Source organism: Methylovorus glucosotrophus, assembly GCF_009858335.1.
In the GTDB taxonomy this organism is placed as follows: Bacteria; Pseudomonadota; Gammaproteobacteria; order Burkholderiales; family Methylophilaceae; genus Methylovorus; species Methylovorus glucosotrophus.
Map to the genome: position 1 here is coordinate 551,767 of NZ_VMSE01000001.1, position 13,369 is coordinate 565,135.

A 13,369-nucleotide genomic window follows, 5' to 3' on the forward strand; every position below is an offset into this window, starting at 1 on the left:
GCTATGTTACGTATCCTCTGCCTGCTGCTCATTGCGCTACTGGCTGGTTGTACCGGACGCCAGCTATACGATAGCGCGCAAGCCACCCGCCAGGCAGAGTGCCGCCTGTTCACCGATCCGATTCAATGGCAGAACTGCATGGATGCGGCCAATCGCAGCTATGACAGCTATCGCATGGAAATGCCCAAGAAGGAAGCTCCCTGATGGCGCAACGTGTCCTCATCCTGTTTTCGCATCCCTACGCCGAAGCCTCGCGTGTAAACCGCGCCTTGCTGAATGCCGTGCTCGACTTGCCGGATGTCACCGTGCATGACCTGTATCAGCATTACCCGGAGCAAATGATTGATGTCGAGCATGAGCAGGCGCTGGTGGCGGAGCATGATGTGCTGGTGTTTCAGCATCCGCTGTTCTGGTATTCATGCCCGGCGCTGATGAAGAGCTGGCTGGATACGGTGCTGACCTTTGGCTGGGCCTATGGCGATGATGGCGATGCCCTGCGCGGCAAGCCCTGGGTGCATGCCATCACCAGCGGTGGCGCTGCCAATGTGTATCAGCGCATGGCGTACAACCAGTTTTCCATTGCCGAATTGCTGCGTCCTTTTGAGCAGACCGCCACCTTGTGTGGCATGCCATATTTGCAGCCTTTTTTAACGCAGGACGTGAATCAGCTCGATGAAATTGCGCTGCAAAAACGTGCCGCGCAATATGCAGCCTGGGTGCAGGCGCTGGTCGATGGTGACTTGCCGCCGGTAGTGCATACCGCGCATGCGCCACAAGTTGATTTCCTGGAAGGAGCATAAGCATGGCGGAAGCACATACCCCGGCCTTGCTCCTTCAGGGCGCTGTCTATCTGGGGGCCGCCGTGCTGGCCGTGCCCTTGTCCAAACGCCTGGGGCTGGGCTCCGTGCTGGGCTATCTCATCGCCGGTATTCTCATTGGCCCATGGGGGCTGGGGCTGATTGCCGAGACTGAAACTGTGCTGCATTTTTCCGAATTCGGCGTGGTGATGATGCTGTTTCTCATCGGGCTGGAAATCGAGCTGGATAAGCTGCTGGAGTTACGCATGCCGATTTTTGGCATGGGCGGCTTGCAGGTGTTGCTGACTATAGGCCTAGTGGTGGCGCTTGGACTCTTTCTGCATCTGGATTGGCGCCTGGCGCTGGTGGCGGGCATGGGCGTGGCGATGTCATCCACCGCGATCGCCATGCAGGTGCTGGCGGAACAGGGCGTGCTGGCCCAGCCCTCTGGCCGGTCGGCGTTTGCGGTGTTGTTATTCCAGGATCTGGCGGTGATTCCGCTGATGATTCTGCTGCTGGTGATTGCGCCTGGCACCGAAACCGCTAGCGGTTTTCATATGGATTGGTTCGCCATTACCAAGGCGATTGCGCTGGTGGTGGTGCTCATTGTCGGCGGCAAATACCTGCTGCGGCCTATCCTGCGCTATATCGCCAATACCGGCTTGCGCGAGATTTTTATCGCCTTTGCCCTGTTCCTGATCATCGGCGTCTCCATCCTCATGACCTCGGTTGGCTTGTCCATGGGCTTGGGGGCTTTTATCGCTGGCGTGCTGCTGGCGGATTCTGAATATCGGCAGGAGCTTGAGCTGGATATCGAGCCATTCAAGGGCTTGCTGCTGGGGCTGTTTTTTATCGCGGTCGGCATGTCGGTCAACCTGCCCTTGATCATGCAGCAACCCTGGCTGGTGCTCGGCCTAGGCCTGGGGTTTGTCATGCTCAAGCTGGTGTTGTTGTTTGGCCTGGCGCGCGCATTTGGCCACAAGTCGCAAGATGCGCTGCTGTTTGCGCTGACCTTGTCGCAGGTGGGCGAGTTTGCCTTTGTGATTTTCAATGCCGCCGCCGATGCGCGGATTTTTACCGACAATACGGCCAGCCTGCTGAATTCCGTGGTGGCGATTTCCATGCTGACCACGCCGCTATTCATGCTGGCGCATGGCGTTTACCTGCGCAAGCGGCTTAACCGCAAATCCTCCAGCCACGATGCATTTGAAGAGCAGCGCGCCGTCATCGTGGCCGGCTTCGGGCGCGTGGGGCAGGTGGTCACGCGTTTGCTGAGCAGCGTGGGCCAGCCGCCCACCGTGATTGATTTTGACCCGAACCAGATAGACCTGATGAGGCAGTTTGGACACAAGGCGTATTACGGCGATATCACCCGGCCCGATGTCTTGCGAGCGGCGGGTATTGCCAAGGCCAAACTCCTGATATTGGCGATTGATAATGCCGAGGATGCGCTGGAGACCGCACGCTATGTGCGCAAACACTATCCGCAGGTGACGATACTGGCGCGTGCCCGTAACCGCAGCTACGCCTTTGAGTACATGGACCTGGAAGTGGATTTTGTGCGGGAGACGTTTGCCGGAGCCCTGCAGCTGGGCGAAAAGGTGCTGACCGAGCTAGGCTACAGCCGCTTTCATGCCTACCGCACCGCCTGGCGTTTCCGTCAGCACGATGAAAAGCTGATGTGGGCCAGCCACCCGATACGCAATGACATGCAGCAAGTGGTGGTCAACAGCCTGCGCATGCGCAATGACCTCACCCGCATCCTCACCGAAGAACAGCAGGGCGATGACAAACGCGAACGCATCAACCAGGGCTGGGAGCAGGTGGGGCGTACCGAGGCAGACCGCAGCTGAACTTGATGCCAGCGGCTTAGCCCGGGTGGTGTTGTGCCCGGGCGCTGGCTTAGCTCTGGATGTAGCTTTCCAGCTGCTGAATCAGGAATTGCTGATATTCGATGGTCGCCTTGACCAGATCGCCAATCGACAACACGCCCACCACCTGGCCATGTTCAATCACCGGCAAGTGGCGTATGCGTTTGCCTGACATCAGGTTCATGCATTCATCCACGGTCTGGTCTGGCGATACCGTAATCACCTGGTGCGACATGATGTCGGAGACCGGCGTGGTTTTGGAGGTCTTGCCCTTGAGCACCACTTCCCGCGCATAATCCCGCTCGGAAAAAATACCAACCAGTGCCTGTCCGCGCATCACGAGCAGAGCACCTACGCGATACTCGGCCATGATCTTGAGGGCGTCGTAAACCAGGCTATCGGGGCCGACGGATAAGATGGTATTACCTTTTTCTTCCAGCAACTGCCGTACTGTTTTCATACATCCTCCTCGAACGTTTTTAAGGCTTATTAAACTGCCTGTTCTTTTTTTCGGCCCGCGCTTGGTGCACGCAAGGGCTTGTTTCGAAATTTGAATATACACCTATCAGCTGCGTAGTTGAACCTAAAATCCCATCATGGGCTTGACATAGTTAGCCAGCTAACTATAATGATCCTAATCATGTTGCAACTACGCGATCTCCCTACCCCTGAAGTGCTGGAGAAATTTGCCCAGCGCTATCCCGAGGCTGATGTCTCGGCGATTTCGTCTTTCCTGCATTTGTTGCGGGTCGCCACCGACCTGTCCATTGCGCTTGATACCTGCCTCAGTCGGCATGGTTTGCTGCAAGGGCGCTGGTGGGTACTGATTCTGCTGATGCGCGAAGAAACCCTGACATCAACGCCCTCGGTACTGGCGCAAAAAGCGGGCGTTTCACGCGCCACCATGACCGGCCTGATTGACGGTCTGGAGCGCGATGGCCTGGTGGAGCGCATCTACGCCGGTGAAGACCGCCGCAACATCAGCGTGCGGCTCACCCCTGCAGGCCAAGCCAAGCTGGACCAGGTGATGCCGGATTACTACAGCCGACTCAAGCAATGCATGGCAGGCCTCGATGAGGCGGGGCGCAAGCATCTGCATGAGATGCTGCACCTGATCGTCGCGGGCGTTCCCGCCATGGTCCAGGCCTGATTCCTCACTTTATCCAATTCGATTCGTTACTAACCCAAGGAGCAATACCATGCAAACCAATGACGCATTAAAGGCGCAATTCAGCACATCGAACCAGGCGTGGGATTCGGCTTTCAACAGCCAGCAGCCCGCTCTGGTAGCCTCTTTTTACGACGATGAGGCCAGTCTTTTGCCATCCGGCGCTGCCCAGGTGACGGGCGGCAAGGCCATTCTGGAGTTCTGGCGTGACCTGATCGGCCAAGGCGTGGTCGATCACAAGCTGGAACTGCTGGAAGTGGGCGCGGATGAAACGCTGGCTTTTCAACGTGGTCGCTGGAGCGCTGCTGCCGTGAATGCCGCGGGTGAACGCCAGGAGTTCAGCGGCAATGTGCATCTGCTGTATCGTCGTCAGGCCGATGGCAGCTGGAAGCTGTATACCCACACCTGGAATTGATACTGCCAAGATGAATACCTCCGCCAGCGCCACGGTGCGCGCCTTCCTGGCTCTGCTTCTGCTCGCTGTACTGTGGGGGTATAACTGGGTGGTCATGAAACATGCCTTGCAATATGCGGGCGCCTTCCAGTTTGGCGCGCTCCGCACATTTCTGGGCGCGCTCTGTCTGCTGATCCTGTTGCCGATCTTGCGGCGGCCGATCCGTCCACGGCAAATCCCCACCTTGCTGTTGCTGGGCGTGTTGCAAACCTGCGGATTTACCGGCCTTATCATCTGGGCACTGGTGGAAGGCGGCGCGGGCAAGACGGCCGTGCTGACGTACACCATGCCATTCTGGGTGATGATCCTTGCCTGGCCTTTGCTCGGTGAGAAAATCCGCGGTACTCAGTGGCTGGCGGTGGCCTGTTCCATCATGGGGCTGCTCTTCATTCTGGACCCGTTGCATCTGGGCGCTGACCTTTTCAGCATGGCGCTGGCGGTGCTCGGTGGTGTGTTCTGGGCCCTGTCGGTAATCATCGCCAAGAAGCTGCATCAGCGTTCGCCCGAGCTTGATTTACTCTCGCTCACTGCCTGGCAGATGTTTTTTGGCTCGCTGCCATTGGTAGCGGTGGCCTTGATTGTGCCCGCTGGTCCTATTCAATGGACGCCCCAGTTCATCGGTGCTGTCGCCTTCAATGCCATACTCTGTAATGCCCTGGCCTGGATGCTGTGGCTGTATGCCTTGCAGCGTCTGCCTGCCGGTATTGCCAGCATGACTTCGATGCTGGCGCCGGTGATCGGCGTATTGGCTGCCTGGTGGCAATTGGGCGAGCGCCCCACGCCGGGGGAATCGATCGGCATGCTGCTGATTGGCGCTGCGCTCGTCATTATCTCGCTGCGCAGCATGCGCAGTCGCGAAGCCATAGACCCCGCCATGGGGCAGGATTAGCCTCACCTTTCTTCGCGTTTTATCGTGGATTGCTTGCTCGAGCGACTGCCAGCAGCAGGCCCGGCTATGGTAAAATCCGGCGAATTTAAAGGGTTAGAGGATTTAGTCATGGCAGGTCATTCCAAATGGGCCAATATTCAGCATCGCAAGGGCCGTCAGGATGCCAAGCGCGGCAAGATTTTTACCAAGCTGATCAAGGAAATTACTGTGTCGGCCCGTCTGGGCGGCGGTGATGTCAATTTCAACCCGCGCCTGCGTGCCGCGGTGGCGGAAGCCAAAGAAGAAAACATGCCAGCAGAAAACATCACCCGCGCCATCAAGCGTGGTACGGGTGAGCTGGAAGGCGTGAATTACGAAGAAATTCGCTATGAAGGCTACGGCATTGGCGGCGCCGCCATCATCATCGACTGCATGACGGATAACAAGCAGCGTGCGGTGGCCGATGTGCGGCATGCCCTGTCCAAAAATGGTGGCAACCTGGGTACTGACGGCTGTGTGGCCTTCATGTTCAAGCATTGCGGCACCCTTGTGTTTGAGCCTGGCACCAGTGAAGAGCAGGTAATGGAAGCAGCGCTGGAAGCCGGCGCAGAAGACGTGATTACCGATGACGATGGCAGTATTGAAGTGATTACACCGCCAGCCGATTTCACCGCGGTGAAGGAAGCGCTGGAGGCAGCAGGCCTCAAGGCGGTGCTGGCCGAAGTCACCATGAAGCCGCTCAATGAAACCGTATTTACCGGCGACGATGCCGCCAAAATGCAGAAGCTGCTCGATGCGCTGGAAGATCTGGACGATGTGCAGGACGTGTACACCACGGCGGTAATCGAAGAGTGACGCCGTTATTGGCGACAGGACGCCGCTGATGCGCATCCTTGGCATTGATCCAGGCTTGCGCTTGACCGGTTTTGGCGTCATTGAAAAAACCGGTGAAAAGCTGAGTTATGTCGCCAGCGGTACGATCAAGACCACGCAGGGCAAGGGTGCCGAGATTGAAGATCTGCCCTCGCGCCTGAAAATCATACTCGATGGCCTGGCCGAGGTGATTGCCACCTATGCCCCGGAGCAGGTGGCGATTGAAAAAGTATTCGTCAACGTGAACCCGCAATCCACGTTGTTGCTGGGGCAGGCACGAGGTGCTGCCATTTGCGCGGCGGTGATCCAGAATCTGCCGGTGGCGGAATATACCGCGCTGCAGGTCAAGCAGTCGGTGGTGGGCAATGGCCATGCCGCCAAGGAGCAGGTGCAGGAAATGGTGAAACGTCTGCTAAAGCTGCCTGGTGTGCCCAAGCCGGATTCGGCCGACGCCCTGGCCTGTGCCATCTGCCACGCACATGGTGGTCAGGGATTGGGGTTGCTGGCAACTGCCGGGTTCCGCGTACGGGGCGGACGGTTGGTGTGAGTCATGTTTTATTTCTGGCACGGCATTTAAAATTTAATCGTGTTGCAGTAGCAGCACCTGTGGGAGTTTGTTCATGATTAGCCGAATCAGCGGAGTCCTGATTGAAAAGGCACCGCCGCAAGTGGTGATTGATTGCCATGGTGTCGGCTATGAATGCGAGGTGCCCATGAGCACCTTTTACAATCTGCCTGCCCTGGGCGAAAAAGTAGTGCTGCTGACGCAATTCATCGTGCGTGAGGATGCGCAGCTGCTGTATGGTTTTGGCACTGACCGCGAGCGGCAGACATTCCGCCAGCTGCTGAAGGTGAATGGCATAGGCGCCAAGTCGGCGTTGTCGATATTGAGCGGCTTGTCGGTGGATGATCTGGCGCAAGCGGTGGCCTTGCAGGAAACCGCGCTGCTGACCCGCGTGCCTGGCATAGGCAAGAAAACAGCCGAGCGCTTGCTGTTGGAGCTGAAAGACAAGTTCAGCGTCGATGGTCTTACCGCGCCCGCAGGCCAGGCAAAATCGGCCAGTGGTGATGTGCTCAACGCCTTGCTCGCCTTGGGGTACAATGAGCGGGAAGCTATGGCAGCCGTCAAGCAATTGCCAGCCGATGTCGTGGTGGCCGACGGTATCCGTCTGGCACTCAAATCCCTTTCCAAATCCTGATAAAGACCGCCTGACAGGCCCATGATAGAAACCGACAGACTGATCGCCGCCGAGCCGCTGGGCCGGGAGGAAGAAGCGCTGGAGCGTGCCCTGCGCCCCAAGGTGCTGGACGAGTATGTCGGTCAGGAAAAAGCCCGCGGTCAACTCGAAATCTTCATCAATGCTGCGCGTGGCCGCAGCGAAGCCCTGGATCACGTTCTTCTGTTTGGTCCGCCCGGCTTGGGCAAGACCACGCTGGCGCACATCATTGCCCGCGAAATGGGCGTGAACATGCGTCAGACTTCCGGTCCGGTGCTCGAGCGCGCAGGCGATCTGGCAGCCTTGCTGACCAATCTTGAGCCCAACGATGTGCTGTTCATCGATGAGATTCATCGCTTGTCGCCGGTGGTGGAAGAGATTCTTTACCCCGCCATGGAAGACTATCGCCTGGACATCATGATAGGCGAAGGCCCGGCCGCGCGTTCAGTGCGGCTTGATCTGCCGCCGTTTACGCTGGTGGGCGCCACCACGCGCGCCGGCATGCTCACCAATCCGCTGCGCGATCGCTTCGGCATTGTGTCGCGGCTGGAGTTTTATACCTCGGAAGAGTTGGCGCGCATCGTGCATCGCTCTGCCACCTTGCTGGATGTCAGCATGCAGGAGGCGGGTGCGCTGGAAATTGCCAAACGCTCCCGCGGCACGCCGCGTATTGCCAACCGCTTGCTGCGCCGCGTGCGCGATTACGCGCAGGTCAAGGCCGATGGCATCGTGACATCGGCGATTGCCGATGCAGCATTGCAAATGCTGGATGTCGATAAACTGGGCTTTGATGTCATGGACCGCAAGCTGTTGCTTGCCGTGCTGGAGAAATTCGGCGGTGGTCCGGTTGGTCTGGATAATCTGGCGGCGGCCATAGGCGAGGAGCGCGACACGATAGAAGATGTGCTGGAGCCGTATTTGATACAGCAGGGTTACCTGATGCGCACGCCGCGTGGCCGTATTGCTACCCAGCAGGCGTACCAGCATTTTGGATTGCCTGCCCCGGCCAGCATGCAAAATGGAAGCTTATGGCAGGAATGAGTGAGAACATGCCCACGGATCAGTTTGCATGGCCGATCCGGGTTTATTATGAAGATAGCGATGCTGGTGGCATTGTCTATCACAGCCAGTATCTCAACTTCATGGAGCGCGCCCGCACCGAGTGGTTGCGCAGTCTCGGCTTTGAGCAGACGGAACTAACCGCGCAGTTTGGCATCATCTTTGTTGTGCGTAACATTCAGATCAAATTTAAAAAGCCCGCCCGTTTCAATGACGCCATCGTGGTGCATAGCCAGATTGCCAGCATGGGCCGCAGCCGCATGGTGTTTGAACAAAAAATTTTCCGTGACGGGCAAGTTCTTACCGAAGCCGATGTCGAAGTGGTCTGCATCGATGCAGTCAACTACACGCCGGTGACGATTCCAGTCCCCATCCAACAGTCAATGAAAAAAATGGAGCAGTAATGAACCTCAGCGAGGATATGTCCCTATATACCCTGATTGCCGGCGCCAGCGTGCCGGTGCAGATTGTCATGGCCATCTTGCTTCTCACTTCCCTGGTGTCATGGTGGTACATCTTCATCAAGGTGTTCAGTATTCGCAGTGCCGAGCGTGATGCGCTGGCATTTGAAGAAGAATTCTGGCGCGGTGGTGATCTCAACAAGCTGTATGACAGTGTGAACGCTGGCCGTCGACGTGCGCAGGGCATGGCCAGCATCTTTGAGGCCGGGTTCAAGGAATATGCCAAGTTGAAACGCCAGGGCGGCCTGGAAATCAGCGATGTGACGCAAAGTGCACAGCGTGCCATGCGTGCGTCCTACAACCGCGAGATGGATGATCTGGACTCGCATTTGCCCTTTCTGGCATCCGTTGGTTCAGTCAGCCCTTATATCGGTCTGTTTGGTACGGTGTGGGGCATCATGAATGCATTTCGTGGCCTATCCAATATGGCGCAGGCGACCTTGTCCCATGTAGCACCGGGGATTGCCGAAGCGCTGGTGGCAACGGCAATTGGCCTGTTTGCCGCCATTCCTGCCGTCATCGCCTATAACCGGTTTGCTTCTGCGGTTGACCGGCTGGCCGTGCGCTATGAAAGCTTCATGGAAGAGTTCACCAACATCCTGCAGCGCAACAAGTAAGGGGGCATCATGGCGAGAACCCGTAAACGGCGGATGATGAACCAGATCAACGTCGTTCCCTATATCGACGTGACGCTGGTGCTGCTGGTGATCTTCATGGTCACCGCACCGATGACCAATCCTGGGGTGGTGGAACTGCCGCAAGTTGGTCAGACGCTGAAGCAAACCGCGGCGCCACTCGTGATTACCGTCAAGGCCAATGATCAGGTCGAAATTGAAGGCAAGGCGCTGGAGCGCGATCAGCTGCTGTTTGAAGTGCGCACCATGCTGGAAAAAACGCCAGAGCGTGCCATCGTGATCGCCGCTGATAAAAATGTGAAATACGACCAGGTGGTCAGCCTGATGGATGGCCTCAAGCAATACAAGGTTGGGCTGCTGCTCAAACCCGCAAAATAGGTTGGCATGATACGCAAGCGTGAAAATTCATTTGCCATACGTGCTGGTGCCCTGTCGGTGCTGGTGCATGGCCTGTTGTTGATGTTGCTGCTGTTTTCCTTTCACTGGAAAACCGTGCAACCCATGAGCGTGGCTCAGGTGGAGCTATGGGAAGCGATCCCCGCTGAAAAAGCGGTGCAGCCACCCAAGCCGGAACCGACGCCAGAGCCACCCAAGCCCGAGCCAAAGCCTGAACCCAAGCCAGAGCCTAAACCCGATCCCGCACCTGAGCCACAGCCCAAGGCCGAGATTCAGGTGAAAAAGGAACCGGTCAAACCCAAGGAAGAAAAGCCGGTAAAACCGAAAGAAGAGCCCAAGCCTGAGCCTAAAAAGAAGGACGAAAAGCCTAAAGTGGACATGCTGAAAAAACTGCAGCAAGCCATGCTGGAAGAGGACGCGAAGGCGACACAGGCCGCCGCTCCCAAGACGGGTCCGGCAGCGTCTGCTTCGCCCAAGGTGGATCCTAGCGAGGTGGCCAAATATATCGGCCTGATCACGAACAAGATCCGCCGCAATGTGAATTCGCAATTGTGCGGTAGTGGCAAGCCTGAGTTGACGTTTAACCTGAATCTCATGCCGACGGGTGAGCTGATTGGTGCGCCACGGCTGGTAAAGGGCAGCGGTATTCCTGCCTGCGACGATGCGGTAGAACGGGCGATTTTGCAGTCTCAGCCCTTGCCATTGCCGACGCAGCCCGACCTGCTTGCACAGTTTCGTAACCTGGAACTCAAGTTCAGGCCGAACGAATAGCATAAGTTTGCTAGAATGACAGAGTTTGCATAAGGGAACTTTGCAAAACATATTTACCCTAATTACCCATGAACAAACTACGCCTACTACTTAGCTTTTTCCTCTTGGCCTTGCCGCTTGCCGGTAAAGCCGCATTGACAATCGAAATCGTTGGCGGCGCTGCACAGCAAATCCCGATTGCTGTCGTGCCTTTTGCCAAGACGCCGGGAGCGCAGGACGATATTGCCACGGTGGTGGGCGCTGACCTGCGCCGTAGCGGCCTGTTCCGTGTGCTGGAAACGCGTGGTGTGGTGAATCAGCCGCACGATCTGCCCGAGGTGAAATATCCGGAATGGGCGGCGATTCAAGCGCAGGCGCTGACCATCGGCTCTGTGGAAACCTTGCCTGGCGGTCGCCTGAAAGTGTCTTTCCGCCTGCTGGATGTGTTGAAACAGAATCAGCTCGCCGGTCTTGAATTCAACATTGCGGCTTCGCAGCAGCGTGCAACCGCGCACAAGATTGCCGACATCATCTATGAAAAACTGACTGGTGAACCGGGTGTCTTCTCCACGCGCATTGCCTACATTACCAAGACCGCAGGGCGCTACGCCTTGCAGGTGGCCGATGCCGATGGTTTCAATCCGCAAACCGTCATGTCTTCGAATGAGCCTGTGATTTCGCCACGCTGGTCTCCCGATGGCACGAAACTGGCTTACGTTTCGTACGAGAAAAAGAAACCCATCGTGTTTGTGCAGTCATTGGTGACAGGTCAACGTAATGTGGTTGCAAACTTCAAGGGCAACAATAGCGCCCCGGCATGGTCGCCTGATGGCAATCGCCTGGCGATTGTGCTGACGCACAGCGCCAACTCGCAGGTGTATGTGATCAATGCCGATGGCACCGGATTGAAGCAGCTGACCTACACAACATCCATTGATACGGAACCCGTGTGGACACCTGATGGCTCGGCGATTTACTTTACCTCCAACCGTGGTGGTGGCCCGCAGATCTACCGCATGGCCAGTACCGGTGGCGACGCCAAGCGTGTGACATTCGATGGCAATTACAACGTAAGCCCGCGCATCTCGCCTGATGGCAAGACGCTGGCATACATCAAGCAGGATAACGGCAAGTTCCGCGTAGCGGTGCAGGATGTTGCCAGCGGACAAGTGCAGGTGTTGAGCGATACTGCGCAGGATGAATCGCCCAGCTTTGCGCCCAATGGCCGCATGATTTTGTATGCGACCAGCATTAGTGGACGTGGTGCATTGGCTGCCGTGTCTGCAGATGGTCGCGTCAAGCAGCGTCTGAGCGAAACCGGCGGCGATGTGCGTGAGCCCGCCTGGGGACCCGCAGCGAATTAGCCGTTTTGTGACGGAGTAGATTTTTTAGTAGTGAATTTTGGTTGTATTTTATTGATTTTAAAGGAGAGAAAAACATGAATAAAAGTTTAGTAACAAGCGTACTGCTGGCCATGATGCTGGCTGCTTGCTCAAGCAAGCCTGTAAAGAATGCCCCTGTTGTTGAAGACAAGAGCCCAGCACAAACCACCACCAGCCAAAGCTCTGACTCTGCTTCTACCAGCGGCGTACAGAACAGCAACCTGGCGGTTAACCCATTGACTGACCCAAACAACATCCTGTCCAAGCGCAGTGTTTACTTCGATTTCGACAAGGATGAAGTGAAGCCTGAATACCGTGATCTGGTAAATGCCCATGCCAAGTACCTGGTTGAGCACCCAGATGCCAAGGTTATCCTGCAAGGCAATACCGACGAACGTGGTACCCGCGAGTACAACCTGGCCCTGGGTCAACGTCGTGCTGTTGCTGTCAAGCAAGTGCTGAACCTGCAAGGTGTTTCTGACAAGCAAATCGAAACTATCAGCTACGGCGAAGAAAAGCCACAAGCTGCTGGTTCCGACGAAGCTGCTTACAGCAAGAACCGTCGTGCTGACATCGTTTACCAAGGCGAGTAATTGACAATGCGTGGTTTGATAGTAGGTTTGGGACTGTTGATGGGTGTTTCTCAAGTGGCGCATGCTGCGCTGTTTGGGGATGATGAGGCACGCAGGAAAATTGCTGACCTTCAGCAACAGGTGCAAACCCAGAATCAGGCCACGCAAGCTGCGATAGATGAGTTGAAGAAAAATCAGCAGGCTCTGGAGCAACGTTATACCCAGAGCCTGACTGACATGCTGGGCAAGATTGATGCACTCAATCAGCAGATCAGTCGTCTGCAAGGCCAACTGGAAGTGGCCAACCACAATATTGACATGACGCAACAGCGTCAAAAGGATTTATACGCAGACACCGATGGTCGTCTGCGCAAACTGGAGAGTGGGGCGCCAGCGGCGACTGCCGATGCAGCACAGCCTGCCTCAGGTGCTGTCGCAGATGCGCCTGCCAGCTCTTCGGAAGCCAAGGATCTGGATGCGGCCAATGCCTTGCTGCAGGCCAGCAAGTTCAAAGAGTCATTTGATGCCTATCAGAAGTTTCTGCAGGCATATCCTGCCAGCACTCACGCCGCAGACGCGATGTATGGCCTGGGATTCTCACAATTCTCTCTCAAGAATTACAAGGCTGCGATTGCTACGCAGCAGAAGCTGTTGAAGCAGTATCCGGACAGTGCCAAAGCGCCAGAAGCCAGCTTTAACATTGCCAATAGCCAGATTCAACTGGCGGATATTGATGGCGCCAAGAAGACCTTGCGCGACCTGATCAGCAAGTATCCCAAGAGCGATGTTATTCCTCGCGCACAAAGTCGTCTGAAGGTGCTGGAGTCCATCAAGCGCTAAACGCGCAGGCAATTCGCCAGAACTTG

At 56.5% G+C, this 13,369-nt stretch carries 18 protein-coding genes; 17 read left to right on the forward strand and 1 reads right to left on the reverse strand.

Annotation, left to right across the window (positions count from 1 at the left end):
- Positions 1-3: 3 nt before the first annotated feature.
- The 3 genes from FNL37_RS02485 to FNL37_RS02495 are packed head-to-tail and all read left to right on the forward strand — an operon-like array spanning position 4 to position 2,650.
- The gene (locus tag FNL37_RS02485; RefSeq protein ID WP_015830929.1) at positions 4-204 is read left to right on the forward strand and encodes a hypothetical protein; all 201 of its coding nucleotides are present in this window, start codon (positions 4-6) and stop codon (positions 202-204) included.
- A complete protein-coding gene (locus FNL37_RS02490; protein WP_159355017.1) occupies positions 204-800 on the forward strand; it encodes an NAD(P)H-dependent oxidoreductase in 597 nt (198 codons plus the stop codon). Before FNL37_RS02485 ends, FNL37_RS02490 begins: the two co-directional genes overlap by 1 nt.
- Positions 801-802: 2 nt before the next feature.
- The gene (locus FNL37_RS02495) at positions 803-2,650 is read left to right on the forward strand and encodes a monovalent cation:proton antiporter-2 (CPA2) family protein (protein ID WP_159355018.1); all 1,848 of its coding nucleotides are present in this window, start codon (positions 803-805) and stop codon (positions 2,648-2,650) included.
- A 49-nt stretch (positions 2,651-2,699) separates the two neighbouring features.
- Here FNL37_RS02495 and FNL37_RS02500 read toward each other — a convergent pair whose 3' ends face one another.
- Entirely contained in the window at positions 2,700-3,128 is a 429-nt protein-coding gene (locus tag FNL37_RS02500; RefSeq protein WP_013443116.1) for a CBS domain-containing protein, read from the reverse strand.
- Positions 3,129-3,308: 180 nt separating this feature from the next.
- Between FNL37_RS02500 and FNL37_RS02505 the strand changes: the two genes are divergently transcribed.
- The 14 genes from FNL37_RS02505 (at position 3,309) to FNL37_RS02570 (ending at position 13,343) form a co-directional block, all read left to right on the forward strand.
- Positions 3,309-3,818, forward strand: a complete 510-nt coding sequence (locus tag FNL37_RS02505) for a MarR family winged helix-turn-helix transcriptional regulator (RefSeq protein ID WP_013443115.1) — start codon at positions 3,309-3,311, stop codon at positions 3,816-3,818.
- A gap of 49 nt (positions 3,819-3,867) precedes the next feature.
- The gene (locus tag FNL37_RS02510) at positions 3,868-4,251 is read left to right on the forward strand and encodes a YybH family protein (RefSeq protein ID WP_159355019.1); all 384 of its coding nucleotides are present in this window, start codon (positions 3,868-3,870) and stop codon (positions 4,249-4,251) included.
- Between the two features lie 10 nt (positions 4,252-4,261).
- The gene (locus FNL37_RS02515; protein ID WP_159355020.1) at positions 4,262-5,179 is read left to right on the forward strand and encodes a DMT family transporter; all 918 of its coding nucleotides are present in this window, start codon (positions 4,262-4,264) and stop codon (positions 5,177-5,179) included.
- A 108-nt stretch (positions 5,180-5,287) separates the two neighbouring features.
- A complete protein-coding gene (locus tag FNL37_RS02520) occupies positions 5,288-6,013 on the forward strand; it encodes a YebC/PmpR family DNA-binding transcriptional regulator (protein WP_013443112.1) in 726 nt (241 codons plus the stop codon).
- A 28-nt stretch (positions 6,014-6,041) separates the two neighbouring features.
- Positions 6,042-6,578, forward strand: coding sequence for a crossover junction endodeoxyribonuclease RuvC (ruvC, locus tag FNL37_RS02525; RefSeq protein WP_013443111.1), 537 nt, complete (start codon positions 6,042-6,044; stop codon positions 6,576-6,578).
- 73 nt (positions 6,579-6,651) lie between these two features.
- Positions 6,652-7,230 carry a Holliday junction branch migration protein RuvA gene (ruvA, locus tag FNL37_RS02530; protein ID WP_159355021.1) on the forward strand — a complete coding sequence of 193 codons (579 nt, stop codon included), beginning with the start codon at positions 6,652-6,654 and terminating at the stop codon, positions 7,228-7,230.
- 21 nt (positions 7,231-7,251) lie between these two features.
- Complete coding sequence (gene ruvB / locus FNL37_RS02535; RefSeq protein WP_013443108.1) at positions 7,252-8,289, forward strand: Holliday junction branch migration DNA helicase RuvB; 1,038 nt, start codon at positions 7,252-7,254, stop codon at positions 8,287-8,289.
- Positions 8,290-8,297: 8 nt separating this feature from the next.
- Entirely contained in the window at positions 8,298-8,711 is a 414-nt protein-coding gene (ybgC, locus tag FNL37_RS02540; protein ID WP_148211257.1) for a tol-pal system-associated acyl-CoA thioesterase, read from the forward strand.
- The gene (gene tolQ, locus FNL37_RS02545) at positions 8,711-9,385 is read left to right on the forward strand and encodes a protein TolQ (RefSeq protein ID WP_013443106.1); all 675 of its coding nucleotides are present in this window, start codon (positions 8,711-8,713) and stop codon (positions 9,383-9,385) included. The genes ybgC and tolQ overlap by 1 nt, the downstream gene beginning before the upstream one ends.
- Before the next feature lie 9 nt (positions 9,386-9,394).
- On the forward strand, positions 9,395-9,781 hold the full coding sequence (locus FNL37_RS02550) for a biopolymer transporter ExbD (protein ID WP_015830922.1): 387 nt from the start codon (positions 9,395-9,397) through the stop codon (positions 9,779-9,781).
- A 6-nt stretch (positions 9,782-9,787) separates the two neighbouring features.
- Positions 9,788-10,570 (forward strand): energy transducer TonB, encoded by a 783-nt coding sequence (locus tag FNL37_RS02555; RefSeq protein WP_159355022.1) that lies wholly within the window; start codon positions 9,788-9,790, stop codon positions 10,568-10,570.
- 68 nt (positions 10,571-10,638) lie between these two features.
- Positions 10,639-11,913, forward strand: coding sequence for a Tol-Pal system beta propeller repeat protein TolB (gene tolB / locus FNL37_RS02560; protein ID WP_041362382.1), 1,275 nt, complete (start codon positions 10,639-10,641; stop codon positions 11,911-11,913).
- 74 nt (positions 11,914-11,987) lie between these two features.
- Positions 11,988-12,524, forward strand: coding sequence for a peptidoglycan-associated lipoprotein Pal (gene pal, locus FNL37_RS02565; RefSeq protein WP_159355023.1), 537 nt, complete (start codon positions 11,988-11,990; stop codon positions 12,522-12,524).
- Positions 12,525-12,530: 6 nt separating this feature from the next.
- Positions 12,531-13,343, forward strand: coding sequence for a YbgF trimerization domain-containing protein (locus FNL37_RS02570; protein WP_159355024.1), 813 nt, complete (start codon positions 12,531-12,533; stop codon positions 13,341-13,343).
- The last annotated feature ends 26 nt before the right edge of the window (positions 13,344-13,369 follow it).

Coding starts and splice junctions, on each gene's coding strand:
- FNL37_RS02485 (WP_015830929.1), top strand. CDS start 4: ATGTTACGTATCCTCTGCCTGCTGCTCATTGCGCTACTGGCTGGTTGT.
- FNL37_RS02490 (WP_159355017.1), top strand. CDS start 204: ATGGCGCAACGTGTCCTCATCCTGTTTTCGCATCCCTACGCCGAAGCC.
- FNL37_RS02495 (WP_159355018.1), top strand. CDS start 803: ATGGCGGAAGCACATACCCCGGCCTTGCTCCTTCAGGGCGCTGTCTAT.
- FNL37_RS02500 (WP_013443116.1), bottom strand. CDS start 3,128: ATGAAAACAGTACGGCAGTTGCTGGAAGAAAAAGGTAATACCATCTTA.
- FNL37_RS02505 (WP_013443115.1), top strand. CDS start 3,309: ATGTTGCAACTACGCGATCTCCCTACCCCTGAAGTGCTGGAGAAATTT.
- FNL37_RS02510 (WP_159355019.1), top strand. CDS start 3,868: ATGCAAACCAATGACGCATTAAAGGCGCAATTCAGCACATCGAACCAG.
- FNL37_RS02515 (WP_159355020.1), top strand. CDS start 4,262: ATGAATACCTCCGCCAGCGCCACGGTGCGCGCCTTCCTGGCTCTGCTT.
- FNL37_RS02520 (WP_013443112.1), top strand. CDS start 5,288: ATGGCAGGTCATTCCAAATGGGCCAATATTCAGCATCGCAAGGGCCGT.
- ruvC (WP_013443111.1), top strand. CDS start 6,042: ATGCGCATCCTTGGCATTGATCCAGGCTTGCGCTTGACCGGTTTTGGC.
- ruvA (WP_159355021.1), top strand. CDS start 6,652: ATGATTAGCCGAATCAGCGGAGTCCTGATTGAAAAGGCACCGCCGCAA.
- ruvB (WP_013443108.1), top strand. CDS start 7,252: ATGATAGAAACCGACAGACTGATCGCCGCCGAGCCGCTGGGCCGGGAG.
- ybgC (WP_148211257.1), top strand. CDS start 8,298: ATGCCCACGGATCAGTTTGCATGGCCGATCCGGGTTTATTATGAAGAT.
- tolQ (WP_013443106.1), top strand. CDS start 8,711: ATGAACCTCAGCGAGGATATGTCCCTATATACCCTGATTGCCGGCGCC.
- FNL37_RS02550 (WP_015830922.1), top strand. CDS start 9,395: ATGGCGAGAACCCGTAAACGGCGGATGATGAACCAGATCAACGTCGTT.
- FNL37_RS02555 (WP_159355022.1), top strand. CDS start 9,788: ATGATACGCAAGCGTGAAAATTCATTTGCCATACGTGCTGGTGCCCTG.
- tolB (WP_041362382.1), top strand. CDS start 10,639: ATGAACAAACTACGCCTACTACTTAGCTTTTTCCTCTTGGCCTTGCCG.
- pal (WP_159355023.1), top strand. CDS start 11,988: ATGAATAAAAGTTTAGTAACAAGCGTACTGCTGGCCATGATGCTGGCT.
- FNL37_RS02570 (WP_159355024.1), top strand. CDS start 12,531: ATGCGTGGTTTGATAGTAGGTTTGGGACTGTTGATGGGTGTTTCTCAA.